At 71.3% G+C, this 19,332-nt stretch carries 22 protein-coding genes and 1 pseudogene; 17 read left to right on the top strand and 6 right to left on the bottom strand.

Annotated features, from left to right (window positions below; genetic code table 11):
- Positions 1–44: 44 nt before the first annotated feature.
- The gene (locus ACIQUR_RS10885; protein WP_399952976.1) at positions 45–1,019 is read left to right on the top strand and encodes a thiamine-phosphate kinase; all 975 of its coding nucleotides are present in this window, start codon (positions 45–47) and stop codon (positions 1,017–1,019) included.
- Positions 1,016–1,813, top strand: coding sequence for a bifunctional hydroxymethylpyrimidine kinase/phosphomethylpyrimidine kinase (gene thiD / locus ACIQUR_RS10880; protein WP_403661664.1), 798 nt, complete (start codon positions 1,016–1,018; stop codon positions 1,811–1,813). The genes ACIQUR_RS10885 and thiD overlap by 4 nt, the downstream gene beginning before the upstream one ends.
- A gap of 185 nt (positions 1,814–1,998) precedes the next feature.
- Here the strand turns inward: thiD and rpmB are convergent, their stop codons facing one another.
- Positions 1,999–2,184 carry a 50S ribosomal protein L28 gene (rpmB, locus tag ACIQUR_RS10875; protein ID WP_030195073.1) on the bottom strand — a complete coding sequence of 62 codons (186 nt, stop codon included), beginning with the start codon at positions 2,182–2,184 and terminating at the stop codon, positions 1,999–2,001.
- A 261-nt stretch (positions 2,185–2,445) separates the two neighbouring features.
- Here rpmB and ACIQUR_RS10870 point away from each other — a divergent pair, with 261 nt between their 5' ends.
- From ACIQUR_RS10870 to mutM, 9 genes are all read left to right on the top strand, one after another.
- Positions 2,446–4,164, top strand: coding sequence for a DAK2 domain-containing protein (locus ACIQUR_RS10870; protein WP_403662660.1), 1,719 nt, complete (start codon positions 2,446–2,448; stop codon positions 4,162–4,164).
- Between the two features lie 27 nt (positions 4,165–4,191).
- A complete protein-coding gene (recG, locus tag ACIQUR_RS10865; protein ID WP_403661661.1) occupies positions 4,192–6,384 on the top strand; it encodes an ATP-dependent DNA helicase RecG in 2,193 nt (730 codons plus the stop codon).
- A gap of 106 nt (positions 6,385–6,490) precedes the next feature.
- Positions 6,491–7,072: a 16S rRNA (guanine(966)-N(2))-methyltransferase RsmD gene (gene rsmD / locus ACIQUR_RS10860; RefSeq protein WP_403661658.1), complete on the top strand. Its 582-nt coding sequence runs from the start codon at positions 6,491–6,493 to the stop codon at positions 7,070–7,072.
- A gap of 29 nt (positions 7,073–7,101) precedes the next feature.
- Positions 7,102–7,581: a pantetheine-phosphate adenylyltransferase gene (gene coaD, locus ACIQUR_RS10855; RefSeq protein ID WP_403661655.1), complete on the top strand. Its 480-nt coding sequence runs from the start codon at positions 7,102–7,104 to the stop codon at positions 7,579–7,581.
- A gap of 96 nt (positions 7,582–7,677) precedes the next feature.
- Positions 7,678–8,763, top strand: coding sequence for a DivIVA domain-containing protein (locus ACIQUR_RS10850; protein WP_403662657.1), 1,086 nt, complete (start codon positions 7,678–7,680; stop codon positions 8,761–8,763).
- A gap of 166 nt (positions 8,764–8,929) precedes the next feature.
- Positions 8,930–9,568: a YceD family protein gene (locus ACIQUR_RS10845; RefSeq protein ID WP_403662654.1), complete on the top strand. Its 639-nt coding sequence runs from the start codon at positions 8,930–8,932 to the stop codon at positions 9,566–9,568.
- Positions 9,569–9,570: 2 nt separating this feature from the next.
- Positions 9,571–9,744, top strand: a complete 174-nt coding sequence (gene rpmF, locus ACIQUR_RS10840; protein WP_026165248.1) for a 50S ribosomal protein L32 — start codon at positions 9,571–9,573, stop codon at positions 9,742–9,744.
- Between the two features lie 19 nt (positions 9,745–9,763).
- Positions 9,764–10,588 (top strand): ribonuclease III, encoded by an 825-nt coding sequence (gene rnc / locus ACIQUR_RS10835; RefSeq protein WP_403661652.1) that lies wholly within the window; start codon positions 9,764–9,766, stop codon positions 10,586–10,588.
- Between the two features lie 257 nt (positions 10,589–10,845).
- Positions 10,846–11,706, top strand: a complete 861-nt coding sequence (gene mutM, locus ACIQUR_RS10830) for a bifunctional DNA-formamidopyrimidine glycosylase/DNA-(apurinic or apyrimidinic site) lyase (RefSeq protein WP_403661649.1) — start codon at positions 10,846–10,848, stop codon at positions 11,704–11,706.
- On the opposite strand, the gene ACIQUR_RS10825 is transcribed toward mutM, so the two are convergent.
- Positions 11,679–12,080 (bottom strand): winged helix-turn-helix transcriptional regulator, encoded by a 402-nt coding sequence (locus ACIQUR_RS10825; RefSeq protein WP_403661646.1) that lies wholly within the window; start codon positions 12,078–12,080, stop codon positions 11,679–11,681. The two genes, mutM and ACIQUR_RS10825, sit on opposite strands and share 28 nt — an antisense overlap.
- A 139-nt stretch (positions 12,081–12,219) precedes the next feature.
- Between ACIQUR_RS10825 and ACIQUR_RS10820 the strand changes: the two genes are divergently transcribed.
- The 3 genes from ACIQUR_RS10820 to ACIQUR_RS10810 all read left to right on the top strand — a co-directional run bounded on the left by ACIQUR_RS10820 (position 12,220) and on the right by ACIQUR_RS10810 (position 14,307).
- Positions 12,220–12,819: a flavodoxin family protein gene (locus tag ACIQUR_RS10820; protein ID WP_403661643.1), complete on the top strand. Its 600-nt coding sequence runs from the start codon at positions 12,220–12,222 to the stop codon at positions 12,817–12,819.
- A gap of 420 nt (positions 12,820–13,239) precedes the next feature.
- Positions 13,240–13,464 carry a type II toxin-antitoxin system HicA family toxin gene (locus tag ACIQUR_RS10815; RefSeq protein WP_403662651.1) on the top strand — a complete coding sequence of 75 codons (225 nt, stop codon included), beginning with the start codon at positions 13,240–13,242 and terminating at the stop codon, positions 13,462–13,464.
- A gap of 384 nt (positions 13,465–13,848) precedes the next feature.
- Complete coding sequence (locus tag ACIQUR_RS10810) at positions 13,849–14,307, top strand: DUF6941 family protein (protein WP_403661640.1); 459 nt, start codon at positions 13,849–13,851, stop codon at positions 14,305–14,307.
- Between the two features lie 332 nt (positions 14,308–14,639).
- On the opposite strand, the gene ACIQUR_RS10805 is transcribed toward ACIQUR_RS10810, so the two are convergent.
- Both ACIQUR_RS10805 and ACIQUR_RS10800 read right to left on the bottom strand, forming a co-directional pair.
- Positions 14,640–14,807, bottom strand: a complete 168-nt coding sequence (locus ACIQUR_RS10805; protein ID WP_403661637.1) for a hypothetical protein — start codon at positions 14,805–14,807, stop codon at positions 14,640–14,642.
- A 6-nt stretch (positions 14,808–14,813) separates the two neighbouring features.
- Positions 14,814–15,152, bottom strand: a complete 339-nt coding sequence (locus tag ACIQUR_RS10800) for an AAA family ATPase (protein ID WP_403661634.1) — start codon at positions 15,150–15,152, stop codon at positions 14,814–14,816.
- On the opposite strand from ACIQUR_RS10800, the pseudogene ACIQUR_RS10795 reads away from it, so the two are divergent.
- A pseudogene (locus tag ACIQUR_RS10795) lies at positions 15,079–16,288 on the top strand (tyrosine-type recombinase/integrase); the annotation flags it as partial. The gene ACIQUR_RS10800 and the pseudogene ACIQUR_RS10795 overlap by 74 nt on opposite strands.
- Before the next feature lie 28 nt (positions 16,289–16,316).
- Here the strand turns inward: ACIQUR_RS10795 and ACIQUR_RS10790 are convergent.
- Both ACIQUR_RS10790 and ACIQUR_RS10785 read right to left on the bottom strand, forming a co-directional pair.
- A complete protein-coding gene (locus ACIQUR_RS10790; protein WP_403661631.1) occupies positions 16,317–17,279 on the bottom strand; it encodes an IS481 family transposase in 963 nt (320 codons plus the stop codon).
- Positions 17,280–17,423: 144 nt separating this feature from the next.
- Entirely contained in the window at positions 17,424–18,263 is an 840-nt protein-coding gene (locus ACIQUR_RS10785) for a CAP domain-containing protein (RefSeq protein ID WP_403661628.1), read from the bottom strand.
- 132 nt (positions 18,264–18,395) lie between these two features.
- Between ACIQUR_RS10785 and ACIQUR_RS10780 the strand changes: the two genes are divergently transcribed.
- Together ACIQUR_RS10780 and ACIQUR_RS10775 are read left to right on the top strand one after the other, a co-directional pair.
- On the top strand, positions 18,396–18,677 hold the full coding sequence (locus ACIQUR_RS10780; RefSeq protein WP_399952939.1) for an acylphosphatase: 282 nt from the start codon (positions 18,396–18,398) through the stop codon (positions 18,675–18,677).
- A 371-nt stretch (positions 18,678–19,048) separates the two neighbouring features.
- Positions 19,049–19,261 carry a hypothetical protein gene (locus ACIQUR_RS10775; protein WP_389475524.1) on the top strand — a complete coding sequence of 71 codons (213 nt, stop codon included), beginning with the start codon at positions 19,049–19,051 and terminating at the stop codon, positions 19,259–19,261.
- Positions 19,262–19,332: the final 71 nt, after the last annotated feature.

Here is a 19,332-nt window from a genome sequence, read left to right as displayed (position 1 = left end):
ACGGCTCGCGACCGCAAGCCCACTGGGCCAGAAGGAGCACAGCGATGAAGGGCACTGTGGGCGAGCTGGGGGAGTTCGGGCTCATCAGAGAGCTGACCTCCCGCCTCACCTCCACCCCAGCGGTACGGCTCGGCCCCGGCGACGACGCCGCGGTCGTGACCGCGCCCGACCGGCGCGTCGTCGCCAGCACGGACATCCTCCTGGAGGGGCGTCACTTCCGGCGCGACTGGTCCACCGCCTACGACGTCGGCCGCAAGGCCGCCGCCCAGAACCTCGCCGACATCGCCGCCATGGGCGCCGTGCCCACCGCCCTCCTGCTCGGCCTGGTCGTCCCGGCCGAACTGCCGGTCACCTGGCCCACCGAGCTGATGGACGGCATCCGGGACGAGTGCCAGGTCGCCGGCGCGGCCGTGGTCGGCGGCGACGTCGTACGCGGCGACACCATCACCGTGGCCATCACCGCCCTCGGCGACCTGCGCAACCACGAGCCCGTGACCCGCGCCGGCGCCCAGCCCGGCGACGTCGTGGCCGTCACCGGCTGGCTCGGCTGGTCCGCCGCCGGCTTCGCCGTGCTCTCCCGCGGCTTCCGCTCCCCCCGGGCCTTCGTCGAGGCGCACCGCCGCCCCGAGCCCCCGTACCACGCGGGCCCCGCGGCGGCCGGACTCGGCGCCACCGCCATGACGGACGTCAGCGACGGCCTGGTCGCCGACCTCGGGCACATCGCCGAGGCGAGCAAGGTCCGCATCGACCTGCACTCCAGCGCCATCGACATCCCCACCCAGATGAACGACATCGGCCAGGCCGTCGGCGTCGACCCGCTCCAGTGGGTGCTCACCGGCGGCGAGGACCACGCGATCGTCGCCACCTTCCCGCCGGACGTGAAGCTCCCCGCCCGCTGGAAGGTCATCGGCGAGGTCCTCAACCCCTCCGCCCAGCCCCAGGTCACCGTCGACGGCGCACCCTGGACCAGCACCGGCGGCTGGGACCACTTCGGCGGCGAGATCGAGACCGCCCCGTGACGAGGCCCCCGCTCTGCCTGACCGTCGCCGGATCCGACTCCGGCGGCGGCGCCGGCATCCAGGCCGACCTCAAGACCATGCAGGCCCTCGGCGTGCACGGGATGAGCGTGATCACCGCCGTGACCGCACAGAACTCCCTGGGCGTCCGGGGGGCCTGGGAACTGCCCGCGGAGGCCGTGACGGCCCAGTACCGGGCCGTCGTGGACGACATCGGGGTCCACGCCGTCAAGACCGGCATGCTGGCCTCCGCCGGACTGGTCGAGACGGTGGCCGAGCTGATAGCCGCCACCGACGCCCCCGCGGTCGTGGACCCGGTGGGCGTCTCGAAGCACGGGGACGCGCTGCTCGCCGCCTCCGCGCTGGACGCCGTACGCACCCGGCTGCTGCCCGCGGCCACCGTCGCCACGCCCAACCTGGACGAAGTGACGCAGCTCACCGGCCTGGTCGTGGAGACCGAGGACGACCTGCGCCGGGCCGCCGACGCGATCCTGGCGTACGGGCCGCGCTGGGCGCTCGTGAAGGGCGGCCACCTGGCCGCCGGCGACGAGGCCGTCGACCTGCTCACCGACGGCACCGAGGAGCTGTGGCTGCGCGCCCCGCGCCACGACAACCGGCACACCCACGGCACCGGCTGCACCCTGGCCAGCGCCGTCGCCGCCGGCCTCGCCCGGGGGCTCGACGTCCCCGCGGCCGTCACCGCCGCCAAGGAGTACGTCACCGGCGCCATCGCCGCCGGATTCGCGCTGGGCGGGGGCATCGGACCGGTCGACCACGCCTGGCGCTGGCGCGGCTGAGCCGGACCGGAGACCAGCGGACGCCGGCGCAGACCGGCGGACACCACTGAGCCCGGAGGGCGGCACTGCCGCGCCTCCGGGCTCGGGCGTCGCTTCACGACGACTTCAGGACAAAGAGAAAGGCCGGCCCACCGAGGTGGACCGGCCTTCAAGGCAACCGGAAGGGCTGCGCCACGACGGGAGCGTCAGCGCGAGACCTTGCCGGCCTTGATGCACGAGGTGCAGGCGTTGAGGCGCTTCGGCGTCCCACCGACCACGGCACGCACACGCTGGATGTTCGGGTTCCAGCGACGGGGCGTACGGCGGTGCGAGTGCGAGATGTTGTTGCCGAAGCCCGGCCCCTTGCCGCAAACGTCGCAGTTGGCAGCCACAGGTCACTCCAAAGACTTCAGATGCACTTACAGTGAAATCCGGCGCACCGGATCAGAGATCTGAAGTGGTTTGCCGGGGGAATGGCCCGATTCTCATCGGGCAACCGGAGCAGCATACAACGGCTGCTCCCGTACAAGAAAACTACCATGGCTCCCGCGGCCCCCGCCCCGGGCCCCGGACCACCCGGGCCCCCTTCGTTACCCTGCGGGTGCAGACCCCGCCGTCCACGGCAGTCCAAGGAGGAACGCCCGGTGCCGCACGTGCCGCCCACCCTCGACGCCGACGCGGTACGCACCTGGAGCTCCCTCGCGCTGACCGCCCTGGGGCGTGCCCGCGAGGACATCGACGCGATCAACGTCTACCCCGTCGCCGACGGGGACACCGGCACCAACCTCTACCTGACCGCCGAGGCGGCCGCCCAGGCCGTCGAGGACGCCTTCGCGGGGGGCCCCGCGGTGGCCCCGCCCTCCCTGGCCGACGCCGTACGCGCCTACGCGCACGGCGCGCTCATAGGCGCGCGGGGGAACTCGGGCACCATCCTGGCCCAGCTGCTGCGCGGCATGGCCGAGGTGCTGGCGGCCGGACCGGGGGAGGGCCGGGCGGAGGAGCAGCCGGCCGCAGCGGCCCCGGCCGGGGACGGCGCCGGGTCTGGCGCCGACCTCGCCGCCCCCGGCGCCGTCTCCGGCGCGGCGGAGGCCGGGCGCCGGCTCGCCGCCGCACTGGCCCGCGCCGCGGAGTCCGCCTACCAGGCCGTCGCCCACCCGGTCGAGGGCACGATGCTCACCGTGGCCTCCGCCGCCGCCCGGGCCGCCGGCAGCGCCGGCGAGGGGGCCGTCGCCGTCGCCTGGAGCGCGTACGACGCCGCGCGGACCGCGCTGGAGAAGACGCCGGGCCAGCTGGGCGTGCTGGGCCGGGCCGGGGTGGTCGACGCGGGGGGCTGCGGCGTGGTCGCCGTACTGGGGGCCCTGTGGCAGGCGCTGTCCGGGCGGGAGCTGGACCCCGAGCCCGTCCGCGGTCCCGCGGTCGCCGTCCCCGTCCAGCCCGACCCCTGCGAGCAGGAGGCCGGCGCCGACGGCCCCGGCTACGAGGTGATCTTCCTCCTGGAGGCGCAGGACGAGCCCGTGGAGCGGCTGCGCGAGCGGCTCGACGCCCTCGGGGACTCCCTCGTGGTCGTCGGCGGCGAGGGCCTGTGGAACGTCCACGTCCATGTGGACGACCCCGGCGCCGCCGTCGAGGCCGGCATCGAGGCGGGCCGCCCGTACCGCATCCGCATCACGCACTTCGCCGACCAGCGGCGGGCCGCACTGCCCGAGCGGGTCCAGCGCGCCGTCGTCGCCGTGGTCCCCGGCGAGGGCCTGGCCGGCCTCTGCGAGGAGGCGGGCGCCACCTGCGTCCTCGCCCGCCCCGGAGAGCCGCCGGTCCACACCGAACTCCTGGACGCCATCCGCCGCGCCCACGCCCGCGAGGTCGTCCTGCTGCCCAACGACGCCGAACTCCGGCACACCGCCGTCGGCGCCGCCGAACGGGCCCGGGCCGAGGGCGTCCGCGTCGCCGTCATCCCCACCCGCTCCGCCGTCCAGGGGCTGGCCGCCCTCGCCGTGCACGACCCCGACGGCAGCTTCGACGAGGACGTCGTCACCATGACCTCCGCCGCCGGAGCCACCCGCTACGGCGAACTCGCCGTCGCGGAACGCCAGTCCTTCACCTCCGCCGGCATCTGCCAGGCCGGGGACGTGCTCGGCCTGATCGACGGCGACGTCGCCGTCATCGGCGACGAACTCACCGCCACCGCCGAGGCGGTCCTCGCCCGGATGCTGGGCTCCGGCGGCGAACTCGTCACCCTGGTCCTCGGACCGGAGGTGCCGGACGCCCTCGCCGACCGCCTGGAGAGGTACGTACGCGAACGCCACCTGGCCGTCGACACCGTGGTCTACCAGGGCGGACGGCACTCCGCCCCGCTCCTCATCGGGGTGGAGTGACCCGGCTTGTCGGCGGCATGGTGTGCAATGGAACACGTGCCCGCGCTGGATGAACCACTCAAGAAGTCGCTCGGCCCCGCCACCGCCAAGGTGCTGGGCGAGCAGCTCGGCCTGCACACGGTCGGCGACCTGCTCCACCACTACCCCCGCCGGTACGCCGAGCGCGGGGAGCTGACCCCGCTCGCCGACCTCGGCGACCAGCTGGACGAGCACGTCACCGTCGTCGCCCAGGTCGCCGACGCCCGCGTCCTCACCTTCAACGGCGGGCGCGGCAGACGGCTGGAGGTGACCATCACCGACGGGGCCGGCCGGCTCCAGCTGGTCTTCTTCGGCTCCGGCGTGCACAAGCCGCACAAGGAACTGCTGCCCGGCAGCCGCGCGATGTTCGCCGGCAAGGTCGGCATGTTCAACCGCCGCCTCCAGCTCTCCCACCCGGCGTACGAGCTGCTCGGCGCCGACGCCGGAGCCTCCGCGGTCGACGCCTTCGCCAACCAGCTCATCCCGATCTACCCCGCCTGCGCCAAGCTGGAGAGCTGGAAGATCGCCAAGGCGGTCGACGCCGTGCTGCCCAGCGCCCAGGAGGCCGAGGACCCGCTGCCGCCCGCGCTGCGCGAGGGCCGCGGCATGGTCACCCTCCCCGAGGCCCTCCTCAAGATCCACCGCCCGCGCACCAAGGCGGAGATCGAGCAGGCCCGGGAACGCCTGAAGTGGGACGAGGCCTTCGTCCTCCAGGTCGCCCTCGCCCGCCGCCGGTACGCCGACACCCAGCTCCCGGCGGTCGCCCGCAGGCCCGCCCCCGGCGGCCTCCTCGACGCCTTCGACGCCAAGCTCCCGTTCACCCTCACCGACGGCCAGCAGACCGTCTCCCGCGAGATCTTCGACGACCTCGCCACCGAACACCCCATGCACCGCCTCCTCCAGGGAGAGGTCGGATCGGGAAAGACGATGGTGGCGCTGCGGGCGATGCTGGCCGTGGTCGACTGCGGGGGGCAGGCCGCGATGCTGGCGCCCACCGAGGTGCTGGCACAGCAGCACCACCGGTCCGTCACCGAGATGATGGGAGAGCTGGCCGAGGGCGGCATGCTCGGGGGCGCCGACCACGCCACCAAGGTCGTCCTGCTCACCGGGTCCATGGGCGCCGCCGCCCGGCGCCAGGCGCTGCTCGACCTCGTCACCGGCGAGGCCGGGATCGTCATCGGCACCCACGCCCTGATCGAGGACAAGGTCCAGTTCCACGACCTCGGCCTGGTCGTGGTGGACGAGCAGCACCGCTTCGGCGTCGAGCAGCGCGACGCCCTGCGCGGCAAGGGCAAGCAGCCGCCGCACCTGCTGGTCATGACCGCCACCCCCATCCCGCGCACGGTCGCGATGACGGTCTTCGGCGACCTGGAGACCTCCGTCCTGGACCAGCTGCCCGCCGGCCGGTCCCCGATCGCCACCCACGTCGTGCCGGCCAAGGACAAGCCGCACTTCCTCGCCCGCACCTGGGAGCGCGTCCGCGAGGAGGTGGAGGGCGGCCACCAGGCGTACGTGGTCTGTCCCCGCATCGGCGACGAGGAGGACGAGAAGAAGGCGGCCGGACCGGCGGAGGACGAGGCCGAGAAGCGGCCGCCGCTCGCCGTGCTGGACATCGCCGAGCAGCTGTCGAAGGGTCCGCTCGCCGGGCTCTCCGTCGAGGTGCTGCACGGCCGGATGGACCCCGCGGACAAGGACGACGTGATGCGCCGGTTCGCCGCCGGCGAGGTCCAGGTGCTGGTCGCCACCACCGTCATCGAGGTCGGCGTCAACGTCCCCAACTCCACCGTGATGGTGATCATGGACGCCGACCGGTTCGGCGTCTCCCAGCTCCACCAGCTCCGCGGCCGCGTCGGCCGTGGCTCGGCCCCCGGGCTCTGCCTGCTGGTCAGCGAGATGCCGGAGGCCAGCCCGGCACGGGCCCGGCTGGCCGCGGTGGCCGCCACCCTCGACGGCTTCGAGCTCTCCCGGATCGACCTCGAACAGCGCCGCGAGGGCGACGTGCTCGGCCAGGCCCAGTCGGGCGTGCGCTCCTCGCTGAAGATGCTGGCCGTGATCGACGACGAGGAGGTCATCGCCCAGGCCCGTGAGGAGGCCGTCGCCGTGGTCGCCGCCGACCCGGGCCTCGACGGCCTGCCCGCCCTGCGCACCGCGCTCGACGCCCTCCTGGACGACGAGCGGGAGCAGTACCTGGAGAAGGGCTGACCGCCGCCCGGCGAAGGGCGGGCCGCCGCCGCGGGCTGCGCGCCGCGGCCCAGCGCCTATCGTGGAGTCGCCCCTGTGTTCCCCCTGCCGTGAGGACCCGACTCAGATGACCCGCGTGATCGCCGGTGTGGCGGGCGGCCGCCGCCTGGCCGTGCCGCCCGGCACCGGCACCCGCCCCACCTCCGACCGGGCGCGCGAGGGGCTCTTCTCCACCTGGGAGTCCCTGCACGGCCCCCTCGCGGGCAGCCGTGTGCTGGACCTGTACGGCGGATCCGGAGCCGTCGGCCTGGAGGCCCTCTCGCGGGGGGCGGCCCACGCCCTGCTGGTCGAGTCGGACGCCCGGGCCGGGAAGACGATCCGGGACAACATCAGGACGCTGGGGCTGCCGGGGGCCGAGTTCCGGTCGGGCCGGGCGGAGCAGGTCGTGACGGGGCCGGCGCCCGGGGACCCGTACGACATCGTGTTCCTCGACCCGCCGTACGCCGTGACCAACGACGATCTTCGCGAGATCCTCCTCACACTCCGGTCCCAGGGCTGGCTCACCGAGGACGCGCTCGTCACCGTGGAGCGCAGTACACGAGGCGGGGAGTTCCCGTGGCCGGACGGCTTCGAGCCGCTGCGGTCCAGGCGCTACGGCGAGGGCACCCTTTGGTACGGTCGCGCCGCCTCCACCAGCGGAGACTCATGATGACCGGGCCTGAGAGCGAGGGAGTTCGCGTGCGCCGCGCCGTCTGTCCGGGGTCCTTCGACCCCATCACCAACGGGCACCTCGACATCATCGGGCGTGCCTCCCGGCTGTACGACGTCGTACACGTGGCCGTGATGATCAACCAGTCCAAGAAGGGCCTCTTCTCGGTCGAGGAGCGGATCGAACTGATCCGCGAGGCCACGGCCGAGTACGGCAACGTCGAGGTCGAATCCTTCCACGGCCTGCTCGTCGACTTCTGCAAGCAGCGGGACATCCCGGCCATCGTCAAGGGCCTGCGCGCGGTCAGCGACTTCGACTACGAGCTCCAGATGGCCCAGATGAACAACGGCCTGACGGGCGTCGAGACGCTCTTCGTCCCGACCAACCCCACGTACAGCTTCCTGTCCTCCTCCCTCGTGAAGGAGGTCGCGGCCTGGGGCGGCGACGTGTCCCACCTGCTGCCCCCGACGGTCCACGCCGCGCTCGTCGAGCGCCTCGCGGAGCGCTGAGGGGCTGACGGTCCGTCAGTCGGTGTCGGGCGGGGACCGGCTGGCCGTACAGTCGTCCCCGTCCGTACCGGAACCACCGAGAGAGTGCGAGCACAGGTGGACGTGCAGAAGAAGCTCGACGAGATCGTCGACACGGTGGCAGGCGCCCGTTCCATGCCCATGTCGGCCTCCTGCGTGGTCAACCGGGCCGAGCTGCTCGCCCTGCTCGAAGAGGTGCGCCAGGCCCTGCCCGGCTCCCTCGCGCAGGCGCAGGAGCTGATCGGCGGCCGGGACCAGATGGTCGAGCAGGCCCGACAGGAGGCCGAGCGGATCATCGAGTCGGCCCACGCCCAGCGCGGCTCGCTGATCTCCGACACCGAGGTCGCCCGCCGCTCCCAGGGCGAGGCCGACCGGATCCTGGCGGAGGCCCGGCGCGAGGCCGAGGAGATCCGCGCCGAGGCCGACGACTACGTCGACAGCAAGCTGGCCAACTTCGAGGTCGTGCTGACCAAGACCATCGGCTCGGTGGACCGCGGCCGCGAGAAGCTGCTGGGCCGCGGTCCTGGCCTCTCGGGCCAGGGGGCCGCCTACGGCGATTCCCCCGACGGCTTCCCGGACCCGGACGCCCCCGAGGGCTCCCACGACCCCCAGACGCTGCGCCGCCAGGCGGACGAGTACGTGGACGCCAAGCTCGGCGCCTTCGAGGCGGTGCTCTCCAAGACGCTGGAGGCCGTCGGCCGGGGCCGCCAGAAGCTGGTGGGCCGGGTGGCCACGGACGAGCTGCGCGAGCACATCGCCGCCCAGGACGCGGCGGAGGGCCGGCCCGGCGCCACCAGCGACGCGGACTTCCTGGCCGGCCTCGCGGAGCCGGCGGCACCGGTGGCGGCCATCCCGGCCCAGGCGGCGCCCGCCGAGCCCGGGTGGGACGGCCGGCAGGACCCGTACGCGACGGGCGGCTACGCGGCCGCGTACGGGGGCCAGGACGCGTCGTACGCGTACCAGCAGCCGGATCCGTACCAGCAGCAGTACCAGCAGCAGCCGGACCCCTACGGCTACCAGCCCGACCCGTACGGCTACCAGCAGCAGCCCGCACCCCAGGCGGACGGCCGGCAGGCACCGGGGGCAGCGCTCGACGAGACCAGCCTCTTCGACACGAGCGTGATCGACCTGGACCAGTTCCGTCAGTACGAGCAGGGCCGCTGACGGCCAGGGCGGTGAGCTGCGCGGACGGGCCGGTTTGGGTCCTGGGCGAGGCGCCGGGTATCCTGGCTCTTCGGTCGCGCGTATGCCCGCGATCCATGCTGCCCTGAGAGCCTCGCCCGAGGCGCCGGAGCGGCACCCCCCAGCGAATCCGAAAGCAGGAACGGCCCTGAGCACCCGCCTCGACCACCGCAACCCCCTCGTGTTCGACACACGTGACCTGGGTCGGCGTCCTGGTGCCATGCAGAAGGTGTCCAGGACCGTCCCCGCCCCGGCGGACCTCGGACTCGCCGGCGTCATCGAGGTGCCCGAGGGCTCCTCGATGCAGATCGGCCTCCGTCTGGAGTCGGTCATGGAAGGGGTGCTCGTCACAGGCATCACCGTGGCAAAGGCCGTGGGGGAGTGCGTAAGGTGTCTGGAGCCGCTTGAGCTGGAGCTCAATGCGCGCTTCCAGGAACTGTTCTCGTACCCTGACGCCGATGGCCGGGGCCGCCCCAAGGCGGAACCGGACGACGACGCTGAGGACGACGAGGACAGGTACTTCGTCGAGGACGACCTGTTCGACCTCGAACCCGTGCTGCGGGACGCGGTGGTGCTCACACTGCCGTCGCAGCCGGTGTGCCGGGAGGACTGTCTCGGTCTGTGCCCCGAATGCGGGCTCAGCCTGAACGACGACCCGGACCACCACCATGAAGCCGTCGACATCCGTTGGGCGGCACTGCAGGGACTCGTCGTGACCGATCAGGACGACGAGAAGGACAACATGAGCGGCGCCGCATCCGGCGTCGACGAGAAGCAGGAGAAGTAGCCGTGGCTGTTCCGAAGCGGAAGATGTCGCGCAGCAACACGCGCCACCGCCGGTCGCAGTGGAAGGCTGCGGTCCCCACCCTGGTTTCGTGCGAGCGTTGCCAGGAGCCGAAGCAGCAGCACATCGCGTGCCCGAGCTGCGGCACCTACAACAAGCGCCAGGTCCTCGAGGTCTGAGCGGCTGGTGAGAGGCGCAATGTCTGAACTGTCCAGCGCCAAAAAGCAGGCAGACAGCAACAACGCGGCCTCGTCCCACACGCTTCTAGAAGGGCGGCTCGGCTACCACGTCGAGTCCGCCCTTCTGGTGCGTGCGCTGACCCACCGTTCGTTCGCGTACGAGAACGGCGGTCTGCCCACCAACGAGCGGCTGGAGTTCCTCGGGGACTCCGTGCTCGGCCTGGTGGTCACCGACACGCTGTACCGCACCCACCCCGACCTGCCCGAAGGCCAGCTGGCCAAGCTGCGGGCCGCGGTGGTCAACTCGCGTGCGCTGGCGGAGGTCGGTCGCGGCCTCGAACTCGGTTCCTTCATCCGGCTCGGCCGGGGCGAGGAAGGCACCGGGGGCCGGGACAAGGCGTCCATCCTCGCCGACACCCTCGAAGCGGTGATCGGCGCGGTCTATCTCGACCAGGGTCTCGACGCGGCCTCGGAGCTGGTGCACCGGCTCTTCGACCCGCTGATCGAGAAGTCCTCGAACCTCGGTGCCGGGCTCGACTGGAAGACCAGTCTCCAGGAACTCACCGCGGCCGAGGGTCTGGGCGTGCCGGAGTACCTCGTCACCGAGACGGGTCCCGACCACGAGAAGACCTTCACTGCTGCCGCCCGCGTCGGTGGTGTCTCGTACGGCACCGGCACCGGCCGCAGCAAGAAGGAAGCGGAACAGCAGGCGGCGGAGTCCGCGTGGCGCGAGATCCGCGCCGCCGCGGACGAGCGGAAGAAGGCGGCCGAGGCCGCCGCGTCCGCGGAGCAGCAGGCCGACGGCGGGGCGCCGACGCCCGCCGCAGGCCCGGCCGCCGGCTGAGGCTTCCTTCGCGTTTCGACGCACCGCCCGCTCCCGGTCCGCCGGGGGCGGGCGGCGGCGTTTCCGGCCGTGTCCGTGCGGGCCCGCCGGCAACCGCTCCGGGTCGGTGCGCCCCGTCCGTGCCACGTCCGTGCCCCGTCCGTGCCGGGCCGGGGCGCGATGTTCCGGGGTCCGCTCCGCGGCCCCGCCGCACGCGGGTAGGCTCGGGGCGTCCCAGGGGTCCCGGCCGCGGACCCGCGTCCTTGTGGAGGAACACCGTGCCCGAGCTGCCCGAGGTCGAGGTCGTACGCCGGGGCCTCGCACGCTGGGTCGCCGGACGCACCGTGGCCGAGGCGCAGGTGCTGCACCCCCGCGCGGTACGCCGCCACCCCGCCGGCGGCGAGGACTTCGCGGCCCGGCTCAAGGGCGAGACCATCGGCGAGGCCCGGCGCCGCGGCAAGTACCTCTGGCTGCCGCTGGAGGGCCGGGAGACCTCGGTCCTGGGCCACCTCGGCATGAGCGGCCAGCTGCTCGTACAGCCCGAGGAGGCGCCGGACGAGAAGCACCTGCGGATCAGGCTGCGCTTCGACGACGACCTCGGCACCGAGCTGCGCTTCGTCGACCAGCGCACCTTCGGCGGCCTGTCGCTGCACGAGAACACCCCGGACGGCCTGCCGGACGTCATCGCGCACATCGCCCGCGACCCCCTCGACCCGCTGTTCGACGAGACCGCCTACCACCTGGCCCTGCGCGCCCGCCGGACCACCCTCAAGCGGGCCCTGCTGGACCAGTCGCTGATCAGCGGCGTCGGCAACATCTACGCCGACGAGGCGCTCTGGCGGGCCCGGCTCCACTACGAGCGCCCCACCGCCACCCTGACCCGCCCGCGCAGCACCGAGCTGCTGGGACACGTGCGGGACGTGATGAACGCGGCCCTCGCGGTCGGCGGCACGAGCTTCGACAGCCTGTACGTGAACGTCAACGGCGAGTCGGGCTACTTCGACCGCTCCCTGGACGCCTACGGGCGCGAGGACCTGCCCTGCCGCCGCTGCGGCACGCCGATGCGGCGCCGTCCGTGGATGAACCGGTCGAGCTACTTCTGCCCGCGCTGTCAGAGGGCGCCGCGCTCCGCGTCGTAGCGCTCGCGTGCCGCGATGACCTGCGGCATGTCGGCCTCCACGAGGTCGATCAGCGCCATCAGGCGCTCCGCCACCCCGCGGCCCAGCGGGGTCAGCTCGTAGTCCACCCGCGGCGGGTTGGTCGGCTGCGCCTCGCGGTGCACGATCCCGTCCCGCTCCAGCGAGTGCAGGGTCTGCGACAGCATCTTCTCGCTCACGCCGTCCACGCGGCGGCGCAGCTCGTTGAACCGGCACGCCCCGTCGTACAGCGCCGTGACGGTCAGGCTTCCCCAGCGGCCGGTGACGTGCCCGAGGGTCTCCCGGGACGGACAGGCGCGGGCGAAGACGTCGAACGCCAGGTCTTCGCCGGCGGCGGTGGTCTCCACGCTCTCCATGGCACCAGGGTACTCCGGGCACCGCCCACAGGTAAGCGCTAACCATCCGCTTGCGCTTTCCAAAAGTTAGTGCTTACCTTTCTTCCGGCGCCGCGACCGGACGGACCGGTGCCGGACCCCGTCTGAGGAGAGAACCGCCGTGACCACCACGCACACCCCCGTCGTCTCGATCGCCTACCACTCCGGCTACGGCCACACCGCCGTGATCGCGGAGGCCGTCCGCGCCGGGGCCGCCGACACCGGCGCCACGGTGCACCTGATCAAGGTCGACGAGATCGACGACGCCCAGTGGGAGCTGCTCGACGGCTCGGACGCGATCGTCTTCGGCTCGCCGACGTACATGGGCACCGCCTCCGGCGCCTTCCACGTCTTCGCCGAGGCGACCTCGAAGCGCTGGTTCGGCGACGCCTGGCAGGACAAGCTCGCGGCCGGCTTCTCCAACTCCGGCTCGAAGAGCGGCGACAAGTCGCACACCCTCTCCTACTTCCAGACCCTGGCCGCGCAGCACGGCATGCACTGGGTCAACCTGGGCCTGAAGCCGGGCTGGAACTCCACCACGGGCTCCGAGCACGACCTCAACCGCCTCGGCTTCTTCTCCGGCGCCGGTGCCCAGACCAACGCGGACGAGGGCCCCGACGCCGTGCACAAGGCCGACATCGCGACGGCCGAGCACCTGGGCCGCCGGGTCGCCGAGACCGCCCGCGTCCTGCGGGCGGGCCGGGCGGCCGTGGCCGCCTGAGGCGCGACGCGCGGACGAGCGCAGACGGGAGGGCCCCGGCACCACCAGATGGTGCCGGGGCCCTCCCGTCCGTGCGTCCCCGCCCGGCTCCCGGTGCGGTCCGGGGCGCGGGGCGAAGGTCAGAAGCCGAAGTAGCGGTCGTCCGGGTCTCTAATCGGCGGCCGGGTAATCGATCAAGGCTGCGACCTGCGACCTAGCTGTCGGTGGTCGTCAGCGTTGGTCGTCGTTGAGCGCCCCCGCACGGCCCAGGGACGGCCCGGGGGCTCGAATGTGGACGCATCGAGGGCCTTCCGGGCAAGCTCCTGCCGCATGTTTCCAAGTGATGGGCGTGCAGGCCGTTCGCCGGTGAGGCAACCTGTAGATTCGCCCCACGCTGCCCGCACTGCATGGAATGATTGCTGAGTGTCCGAGTTTCCATCTATGAAGGCAGGTGCCCTGCTCGGGGTACTGCTGCGTCAGCCACTCGGCTACGTGATCGTGCGGCAGAAGGGATCTCATCGCATCCTGAGGTCAGATGATTACCCTCAGCTGCTCTTTTCGTTTCATGACGGGGTCACCGTTCCACCTGGACTTGTTCGGAAGTACCTTGTGAACGACATCGGGCTGACTGTCAACGAGGCGCTTCGACTGCTGGGAGGCAAGTGAGATGCGGATCATTACCGTGCTCTACCACCAGGAGGGTAGCTCCTGGTGGGCGGAGTCTCCGGACGTCAGTGGCTTCGGTGCCGTCGGTGAGTCTCTCGCCGAGGTGCGGGGTCTAGTCCATGAGGGGTTGCCCTTTTACCTGGAGGACGAACAGTTCGAGCTCCGTGAGCAACTGGCTCGGCCGCAAGTTGAGACCTCCGTAAAGGTCCTCAACGCCACACCCAGCGCACCCATGTGGCTGCGGGACTCACAAGACGATGTCGCACCAGTAGTTGTCGTCACCGGCTCTTCGTCGGCGTTTCAGGTCGTGACGAGCAGTCCGATCTACGCCTGACGGCCGCAGACGTCAGGAAAGCTGGTTTCCCGAAAGGACCGTTTCGCCCTATGAGGGTGACCATGATGCTCTGTGACCACGCTCAGGTGGCGGAGGGTAAGCTCTTTATTTCCGGTGGCGGATGGAGCGTCACGGGACCCCTGCCGAGCCCCAGTGCTTTGGCCCTCAAGATTGAAGTACCTTGGGATCAGGCCAATACGCCAATCAAATTCGCGCTGGGGCTAGTTGATCAAGACGGAAAGCCAGTTCAGCAGCAAGGCCCCCTCGGCTTGCAGCCCCTCCGCTTGGAGGGGCAGGTAGAGGTTGGCCGTCCTCCAGGCTTGATGCCTGGCACCCCGCTAGACGTCCCTCTTGCAATCGGTGTAGGTGCGCTTCCGCTTGCCCCGGGGGGTCGTTTCACTTGGCGGCTAGAGCTGAACGGCCGTACAGAGGAGAGTTGGCAGTTGTCGTTCTCCGTGCGGGCGTTGCCTGGGAATGTCCAGTCTGCCCCCCAGGGCCCGGCAGAGTAGTCGCAAGGTCGGCGTAGCGGCTTTGGGATGGAGCTGCTTTGGGGCGAGTGATCATGGCCCCGTAAGCTTCCGGCGAGTCGGGCAGTCTGTGGACCTGCCCGTTAAAGCACGACGTTGGGGCCATGATCTTCGAGGCTCGCCCCAAAGTGGCTGGCCTCCTGGGCGGGGGTGGGCGGTCGGCGGTGCCGAGCGGGGCGAAGGCAGGAGCGCGGGCGCCGCCGGGCCGCCCGCGCCCGCCCGGAGGAGCGGAGCGACGACGGGTGCTTGATGAGGTAGAGAAACTTGTAACTGGACAGGGCTCTGGATTGAGTCTCCGAAAGACTTCTTGCAGCTCAGTCGGCTTCGAGGGCTTTCAGGACCGATTCGGGGTCGCCGTTGTAAATCATGTGCGGTTCGCTGGGCACAGGTGGCGCGAACCGGGTGCGGTAGCGCAGCAAGTCGCTTTCAGCGAAGTAGATCGAATTCGGGTCGGCTTCATGCTGAGCGTTCCGCTTGCTCACGCGCGACTACAGCTCGTCATGGCTGGCCTCCAGATACACCAGCACTACGCTGGCTCTTGCCTCGGTCGCAAGTGGTCGCCAGTGAGCGCGGTCGTCCGGCGTCCAGAATCCATGGTCGACCACCACGTCTTGCCCGGCCCTGAGCTGCTGCTGAAGCTCGACCGAGATCTCTTCGAGCACGGGTCGTTCAAGGGGCGGGAACGTTCCGCGGGGGAAGTCGACTCCGTAGACGCCGTGTCGGCGGTACATCTCCTCGTCCGGGCAAAGCCGTATGAAGCCTCGGGCCGGGAGTGCACGAGACAGCGTGGTCTGCCCGAGCCGGGGAGTCCACGGTGCGGACGGCAAGTCCGTCAAGGTCAAGACAGACCGCCACGGGACCGGCCGCCGCTATCGGGCTCGCTACGTCGGCCAGGACGGCTCCGAGAAGTCCAAGAGCTTCCCGGACAAGCAGAGCGCAAGGCTGAGACGTGGCTGACGAACATCGAAGCGCACATGTCGCGCGGCGACTACATCGCTCCGGACGCTGGCAAGGTCACCTTCGAGCAGTACGCCACCAAGTGGATGCGTACGCAGATGACGGACCCGGCGACGCGGGAATCCGTCCAGATGCGCTACGGGTGCATGCCATCCCGCACCTCGGTAAGCGGCCGATGGCTTCCTTCGCCCCGTCGCACCTTCGCCTCTGGATGCGCACGCGGGAGGACTCGGGGCTGTCGGCTGCCTACCGCCGGGGGATCTTCGCCCACGTCTCTACGGTGTTCACGGCGGCCGTGGAAGACCGGATCATCCGGTCGAACCCGTGCAGCGCCCGGTCGGTCAAGGCTCCTCGGCTCGATCCGCGCAAGGTGCGGCCTTGGTCTGGCGAGCGGGTGAAGGCTGTGCGGGCCGAGTTGCCTGAGCGGTACCGAGCGCTGGTGGACCCCGCTGCCGGTTGCGGGCTTCGCCAGGGGGAGGTGTTCGGCCTGGCGGTCGAGGACGTCGACTTCCTCGGCGGCGTCGTCCACGTCGTCCGGCAGGTCAAGCCCTGCGGGGGAACCGGCCCGTCTTCGCACCGCCCAAGAAGGTAAGGAGCGGGACGTGCCGCTGCCCGAGTCCATCGGCTTCACGCTCGCCGGCCACTTAGCTAACTTCCCGGCCCCTGAGGTTACGTTGCCCTGGAAGACGCTGCCGGACCGTCGGTCACGGCGACTCTGATCTTCAGGAGTCCAGAGGGACTCCCGCTCGACCGCAATCGCCTCAACCACCGGCATTGGCGGCCCGCTCTCCGCGCTGCCGGTGTGGCTTCTGGGCGGGACAACGGCATGCACGCGCTGCGGCACTTCTACGCGTCGGTCCTTCTGGACGCGGGGGAGAGCATCAAGGCCCTGAGCGAGTACCTCGGCCACCATGATCCGGACTTCACCCTTCGGACCTACACCCACCTGATGCCGAACAGCGCGACCCGCACCCGGGCCGCAGTGGACGCGGTCTACGGGGCGCCGTCACAGCGGACGACGGCCTCGGCACGGCCTAGGTGTGTTGTCCGGGCAGGTTGGTGCCGCGGCTGGCGGGTGTTTGGCCGCCGATCCCGGTATGGGGTCGGTGGTAGTTGTACCAATGCAGCCAGTCGGGAAACGCTTCCATGCGCTGGCGGTCTGAGGTGTAGGGCTGCTGGTAGGCCCATTCCTCGAGCAGGGTGCGGTGGAAGCGTTCGACCTTGCCGTTGGTCTGGGGCCGCCAGGGGCGGGTCCAGCGGGGGCTGATGCCTAGGTCACGGCAGGTGTCGCGCCAGGTGTTCTTGGTGTAGGCCCAGGCGTTGTCGGTCAGGACCCGTTCGACGCGGATGCCCAGGGACGCGAAGTAGGCGGTGGCCCGGGCCAGGAAACCAGCGCATGTCGGGGCGGTCTCGTTGGGCAGGTCCTCGGTGTAGGCGATGCGGCTGTGGTCGTCGAGGACGGTGTGGAGGTAGGTGTATCCGGCGCCGTTGCGGCGGTCCTTGTTTAGGCTGCCGGCCGCCCGGCCCAGGGTTTTGTGGCCGCCTCCGTCGGGGATCCGGCCGAGCTTCTTGACGTCGATGTGGACCAGCTCGCCGGGCCGGGCGCGTTCATAGCGGCGGACGGGCTCGCCGGTGGCCCGGTCCAGGGTGGCCAGGGGCGGCTGGTTGTTGCGGACGAGGATGCGGTGGGCGGTCGAGGCCGCGATGTGGCAGCGGACGGCCAGCCGCAGCGGGCGGATGCGGTGCTCGCGCCGCAATCGGATCACCTCGGCCTCGACCTCGGGCGCGGTCCTGTGGGGCTGGTGGTGGGGTCGGCTGGAGCGGTCACTCATTCCGGCGATGCCGAGCTGTCGGTAGCGGCCGGCCCACCGGGATGCGGTGGTGTGGCTGACCTGGAAGCGTTCCGCGGCCCGCCGCAATGGCCAGCCGTCGTCCACGACACAGCGGGCCAGGCGAAGACGCCCGGTCTCGGTCAGCGGGGCATTACGGTGGGGCACGAGGGCCTCCTGATCTCGGTGCAGACGTCGCAATCCACACCGAACCCGGAGGCCCTCACCCATTCAAGAACCCAGCACGCGTGTCACCAACGTCCCAGGACGACACACCTAGGGCGCTTCATAGGTCGCTGACCTGCGGTTTTCTCAGAAGCCGAAGTCCTGGGTCCACCAGGGGCCGCCGGCGGCGAAGTACGCGCCGACGCCCAGGGTGCGGAACTCGCAGTTCAGGATGTTCGCGCGGTGGCCGGGGCTGTTCATCCAGGCCGCCATCACGGCGTCCGCGTCGCCCTGGCCGCGGGCGATGTTCTCGCCGCCCAGGCCGCCTATGCCCGCGTTGGAGGCGCGGTCCCAGGGGTTCGCGCCGTCCGGGTCGGTGTGGTCGAAGAAGCCGCGTACGGCCATGTCCTTGCTGAAGGCACCGGCCAGCGCCGCCAGCGGCCGGCTCTCGCGGACCGGGCGGCAGCCGGCCTGGGCGCGCTCCTGGTTCACCAACGCCAGGACCGCGGCCTCGGCGGCGGTGGCGTCCTCACGCGGCACGACCGGGGCGGAGGCGGGGGCCTTCGTCGGGGTGGCCGTCGGCTCGGGCCGCTCCGGCGCGCGGGTGCTCGCCTTCGGGGCGGGCTCCGGCTTGGCCGACGGGGTCGGCTTCGCCTTCGGGACGGGCTTCGCGGACGGCTTCGACGTCGGCGGGGCGGCCGGCTTCCTGGCCGGCGTACCGCTGTCCTTGAGGCTCTTCAGCCCCCCGGGCCGCTGTGCCGCGGTCTGCGTCTGCGGCTGCGGGGACCGGCTCGGCGACGACTGGGCCGTCGCCTTCGTCCCGGAATCCCCGTGGCCGCCCAGGACGAAGTTCTCGCCGACCGGCACCAGCCCCGAGGTCACGGCGGCGGCGCCCAGCGCGACGGCCGCGGTCACCCCCAGCAGGCCGGTGCGTACGGGCGCGTTCCGCTTTCCGCGGCGGGGCGCGGGGCTCCGGTGGCGTCCCATCGGCAATGCCTTCCTTGCGTGCAAGATCAACCTTTACTCACCCAAATGGGTGAGGCTATTGCTGCGCGACTGTACGCCATGGGGCATGGCCGTGAAGTGCTCGTCGGCCAATCGGGCGGTTAGCGTTCACGCATGAACGAAGACGTCCGTATGACCGCGTGGGTACGCGGCCGTGTGCAGGGAGTGGGCTTCCGGTGGTTCACCAGGGAGAACGCGATGACGATCGGGGGGCTCACCGGATTCGCCCTCAATCTCGACGACGGGCGGGTACAGGTGGTGGCCGAAGGTCAACGTGAGAATTGCCACCGGCTCCTGGAATGGCTGCGGTCTTCCGACACGCCGGGGCGGGTGGACGGCGTCACCGAGATCTGGGGCATCCCGCGGGGCGGTTACGACGGCTTCGGAATGCGCTGACCGGGGGTGACGTGCCGGTCACGCGCGGGGCGGCCGGGTCCGCGGACCTCTTGCCGATCACGCCGCGACATGGAAGGCTCGGGGAGAGGATGATCTCGGCCGTCCGCCATTCGGGCCTTCCACGCCCCGCGGACCTGCACAGATGATCTCCGGGCCCCGACGCGGGCCGGGTTGCCCGCCGATACGGGGCGTGATCGTGTTGACCGTCAAACTTTTTGGTGAGACGCTGGAAGTCCCCGCGCACCTAGCTGTTTGACGGTGTTCGTCACGAGAACCGCAGTGACGGACAGGCACCGCCGGACTCCGCGGGTGCGATTCCCTCACGACCCACACCGCTTCGGTCGGTCACTCAGTGTGGAGGACCATCCATCATGGCAAAGGCGCTTCTCGGTTACGTCGGCGGTTCCGACCCGCGACTCCTCGCCGAGATGCGACGGCTTCAGCAGCGCGTCCAGGACCTGGAGTCCGAGCTCGTACGGATCCAGTCCGAGAACGACGCGCTGACGGCCGCCGCTCAGCACGGAGACTCGCTGCTGGACAGCATTGACATCGACGTACCCAAGGCGGAGCCTGCGCTCACCTGATCGCTTCGACCCGCTGTTCGCTGTCACTACTCCCGCGTGATCTGCAAGGGACGCTTCGGCGTCCCTTCTTT

This window comes from Streptomyces sp. NPDC101132 (assembly GCF_044759225.1).
Taxonomy (GTDB): Bacteria; Actinomycetota; Actinomycetes; order Streptomycetales; family Streptomycetaceae; genus Streptomyces.
Note: the sequence above shows the minus strand (reverse complement) of the source record. Positions and strands in the feature narration are given on the sequence as shown.

Excerpts from the sequence above, each read along its gene's own strand:
- ACIQUR_RS10885 (WP_399952976.1), top strand. The coding sequence starts at position 45 with ATGAAGGGCACTGTGGGCGAGCTGGGGGAGTTCGGGCTCATCAGAGAG.
- recG (WP_403661661.1), top strand. The coding sequence starts at position 4,192 with ATGGAACACGTGCCCGCGCTGGATGAACCACTCAAGAAGTCGCTCGGC.
- rsmD (WP_403661658.1), top strand. The coding sequence starts at position 6,491 with ATGACCCGCGTGATCGCCGGTGTGGCGGGCGGCCGCCGCCTGGCCGTG.
- rnc (WP_403661652.1), top strand. The coding sequence starts at position 9,764 with ATGTCTGAACTGTCCAGCGCCAAAAAGCAGGCAGACAGCAACAACGCG.
- ACIQUR_RS10825 (WP_403661646.1), bottom strand. The coding sequence starts at position 12,080 with ATGGAGAGCGTGGAGACCACCGCCGCCGGCGAAGACCTGGCGTTCGAC.
- ACIQUR_RS10815 (WP_403662651.1), top strand. The coding sequence starts at position 13,240 with ATGAAGGCAGGTGCCCTGCTCGGGGTACTGCTGCGTCAGCCACTCGGC.
- ACIQUR_RS10810 (WP_403661640.1), top strand. The coding sequence starts at position 13,849 with ATGAGGGTGACCATGATGCTCTGTGACCACGCTCAGGTGGCGGAGGGT.
- ACIQUR_RS10785 (WP_403661628.1), bottom strand. The coding sequence starts at position 18,263 with ATGGGACGCCACCGGAGCCCCGCGCCCCGCCGCGGAAAGCGGAACGCG.
- ACIQUR_RS10780 (WP_399952939.1), top strand. The coding sequence starts at position 18,396 with ATGAACGAAGACGTCCGTATGACCGCGTGGGTACGCGGCCGTGTGCAG.
- ACIQUR_RS10775 (WP_389475524.1), top strand. The coding sequence starts at position 19,049 with ATGGCAAAGGCGCTTCTCGGTTACGTCGGCGGTTCCGACCCGCGACTC.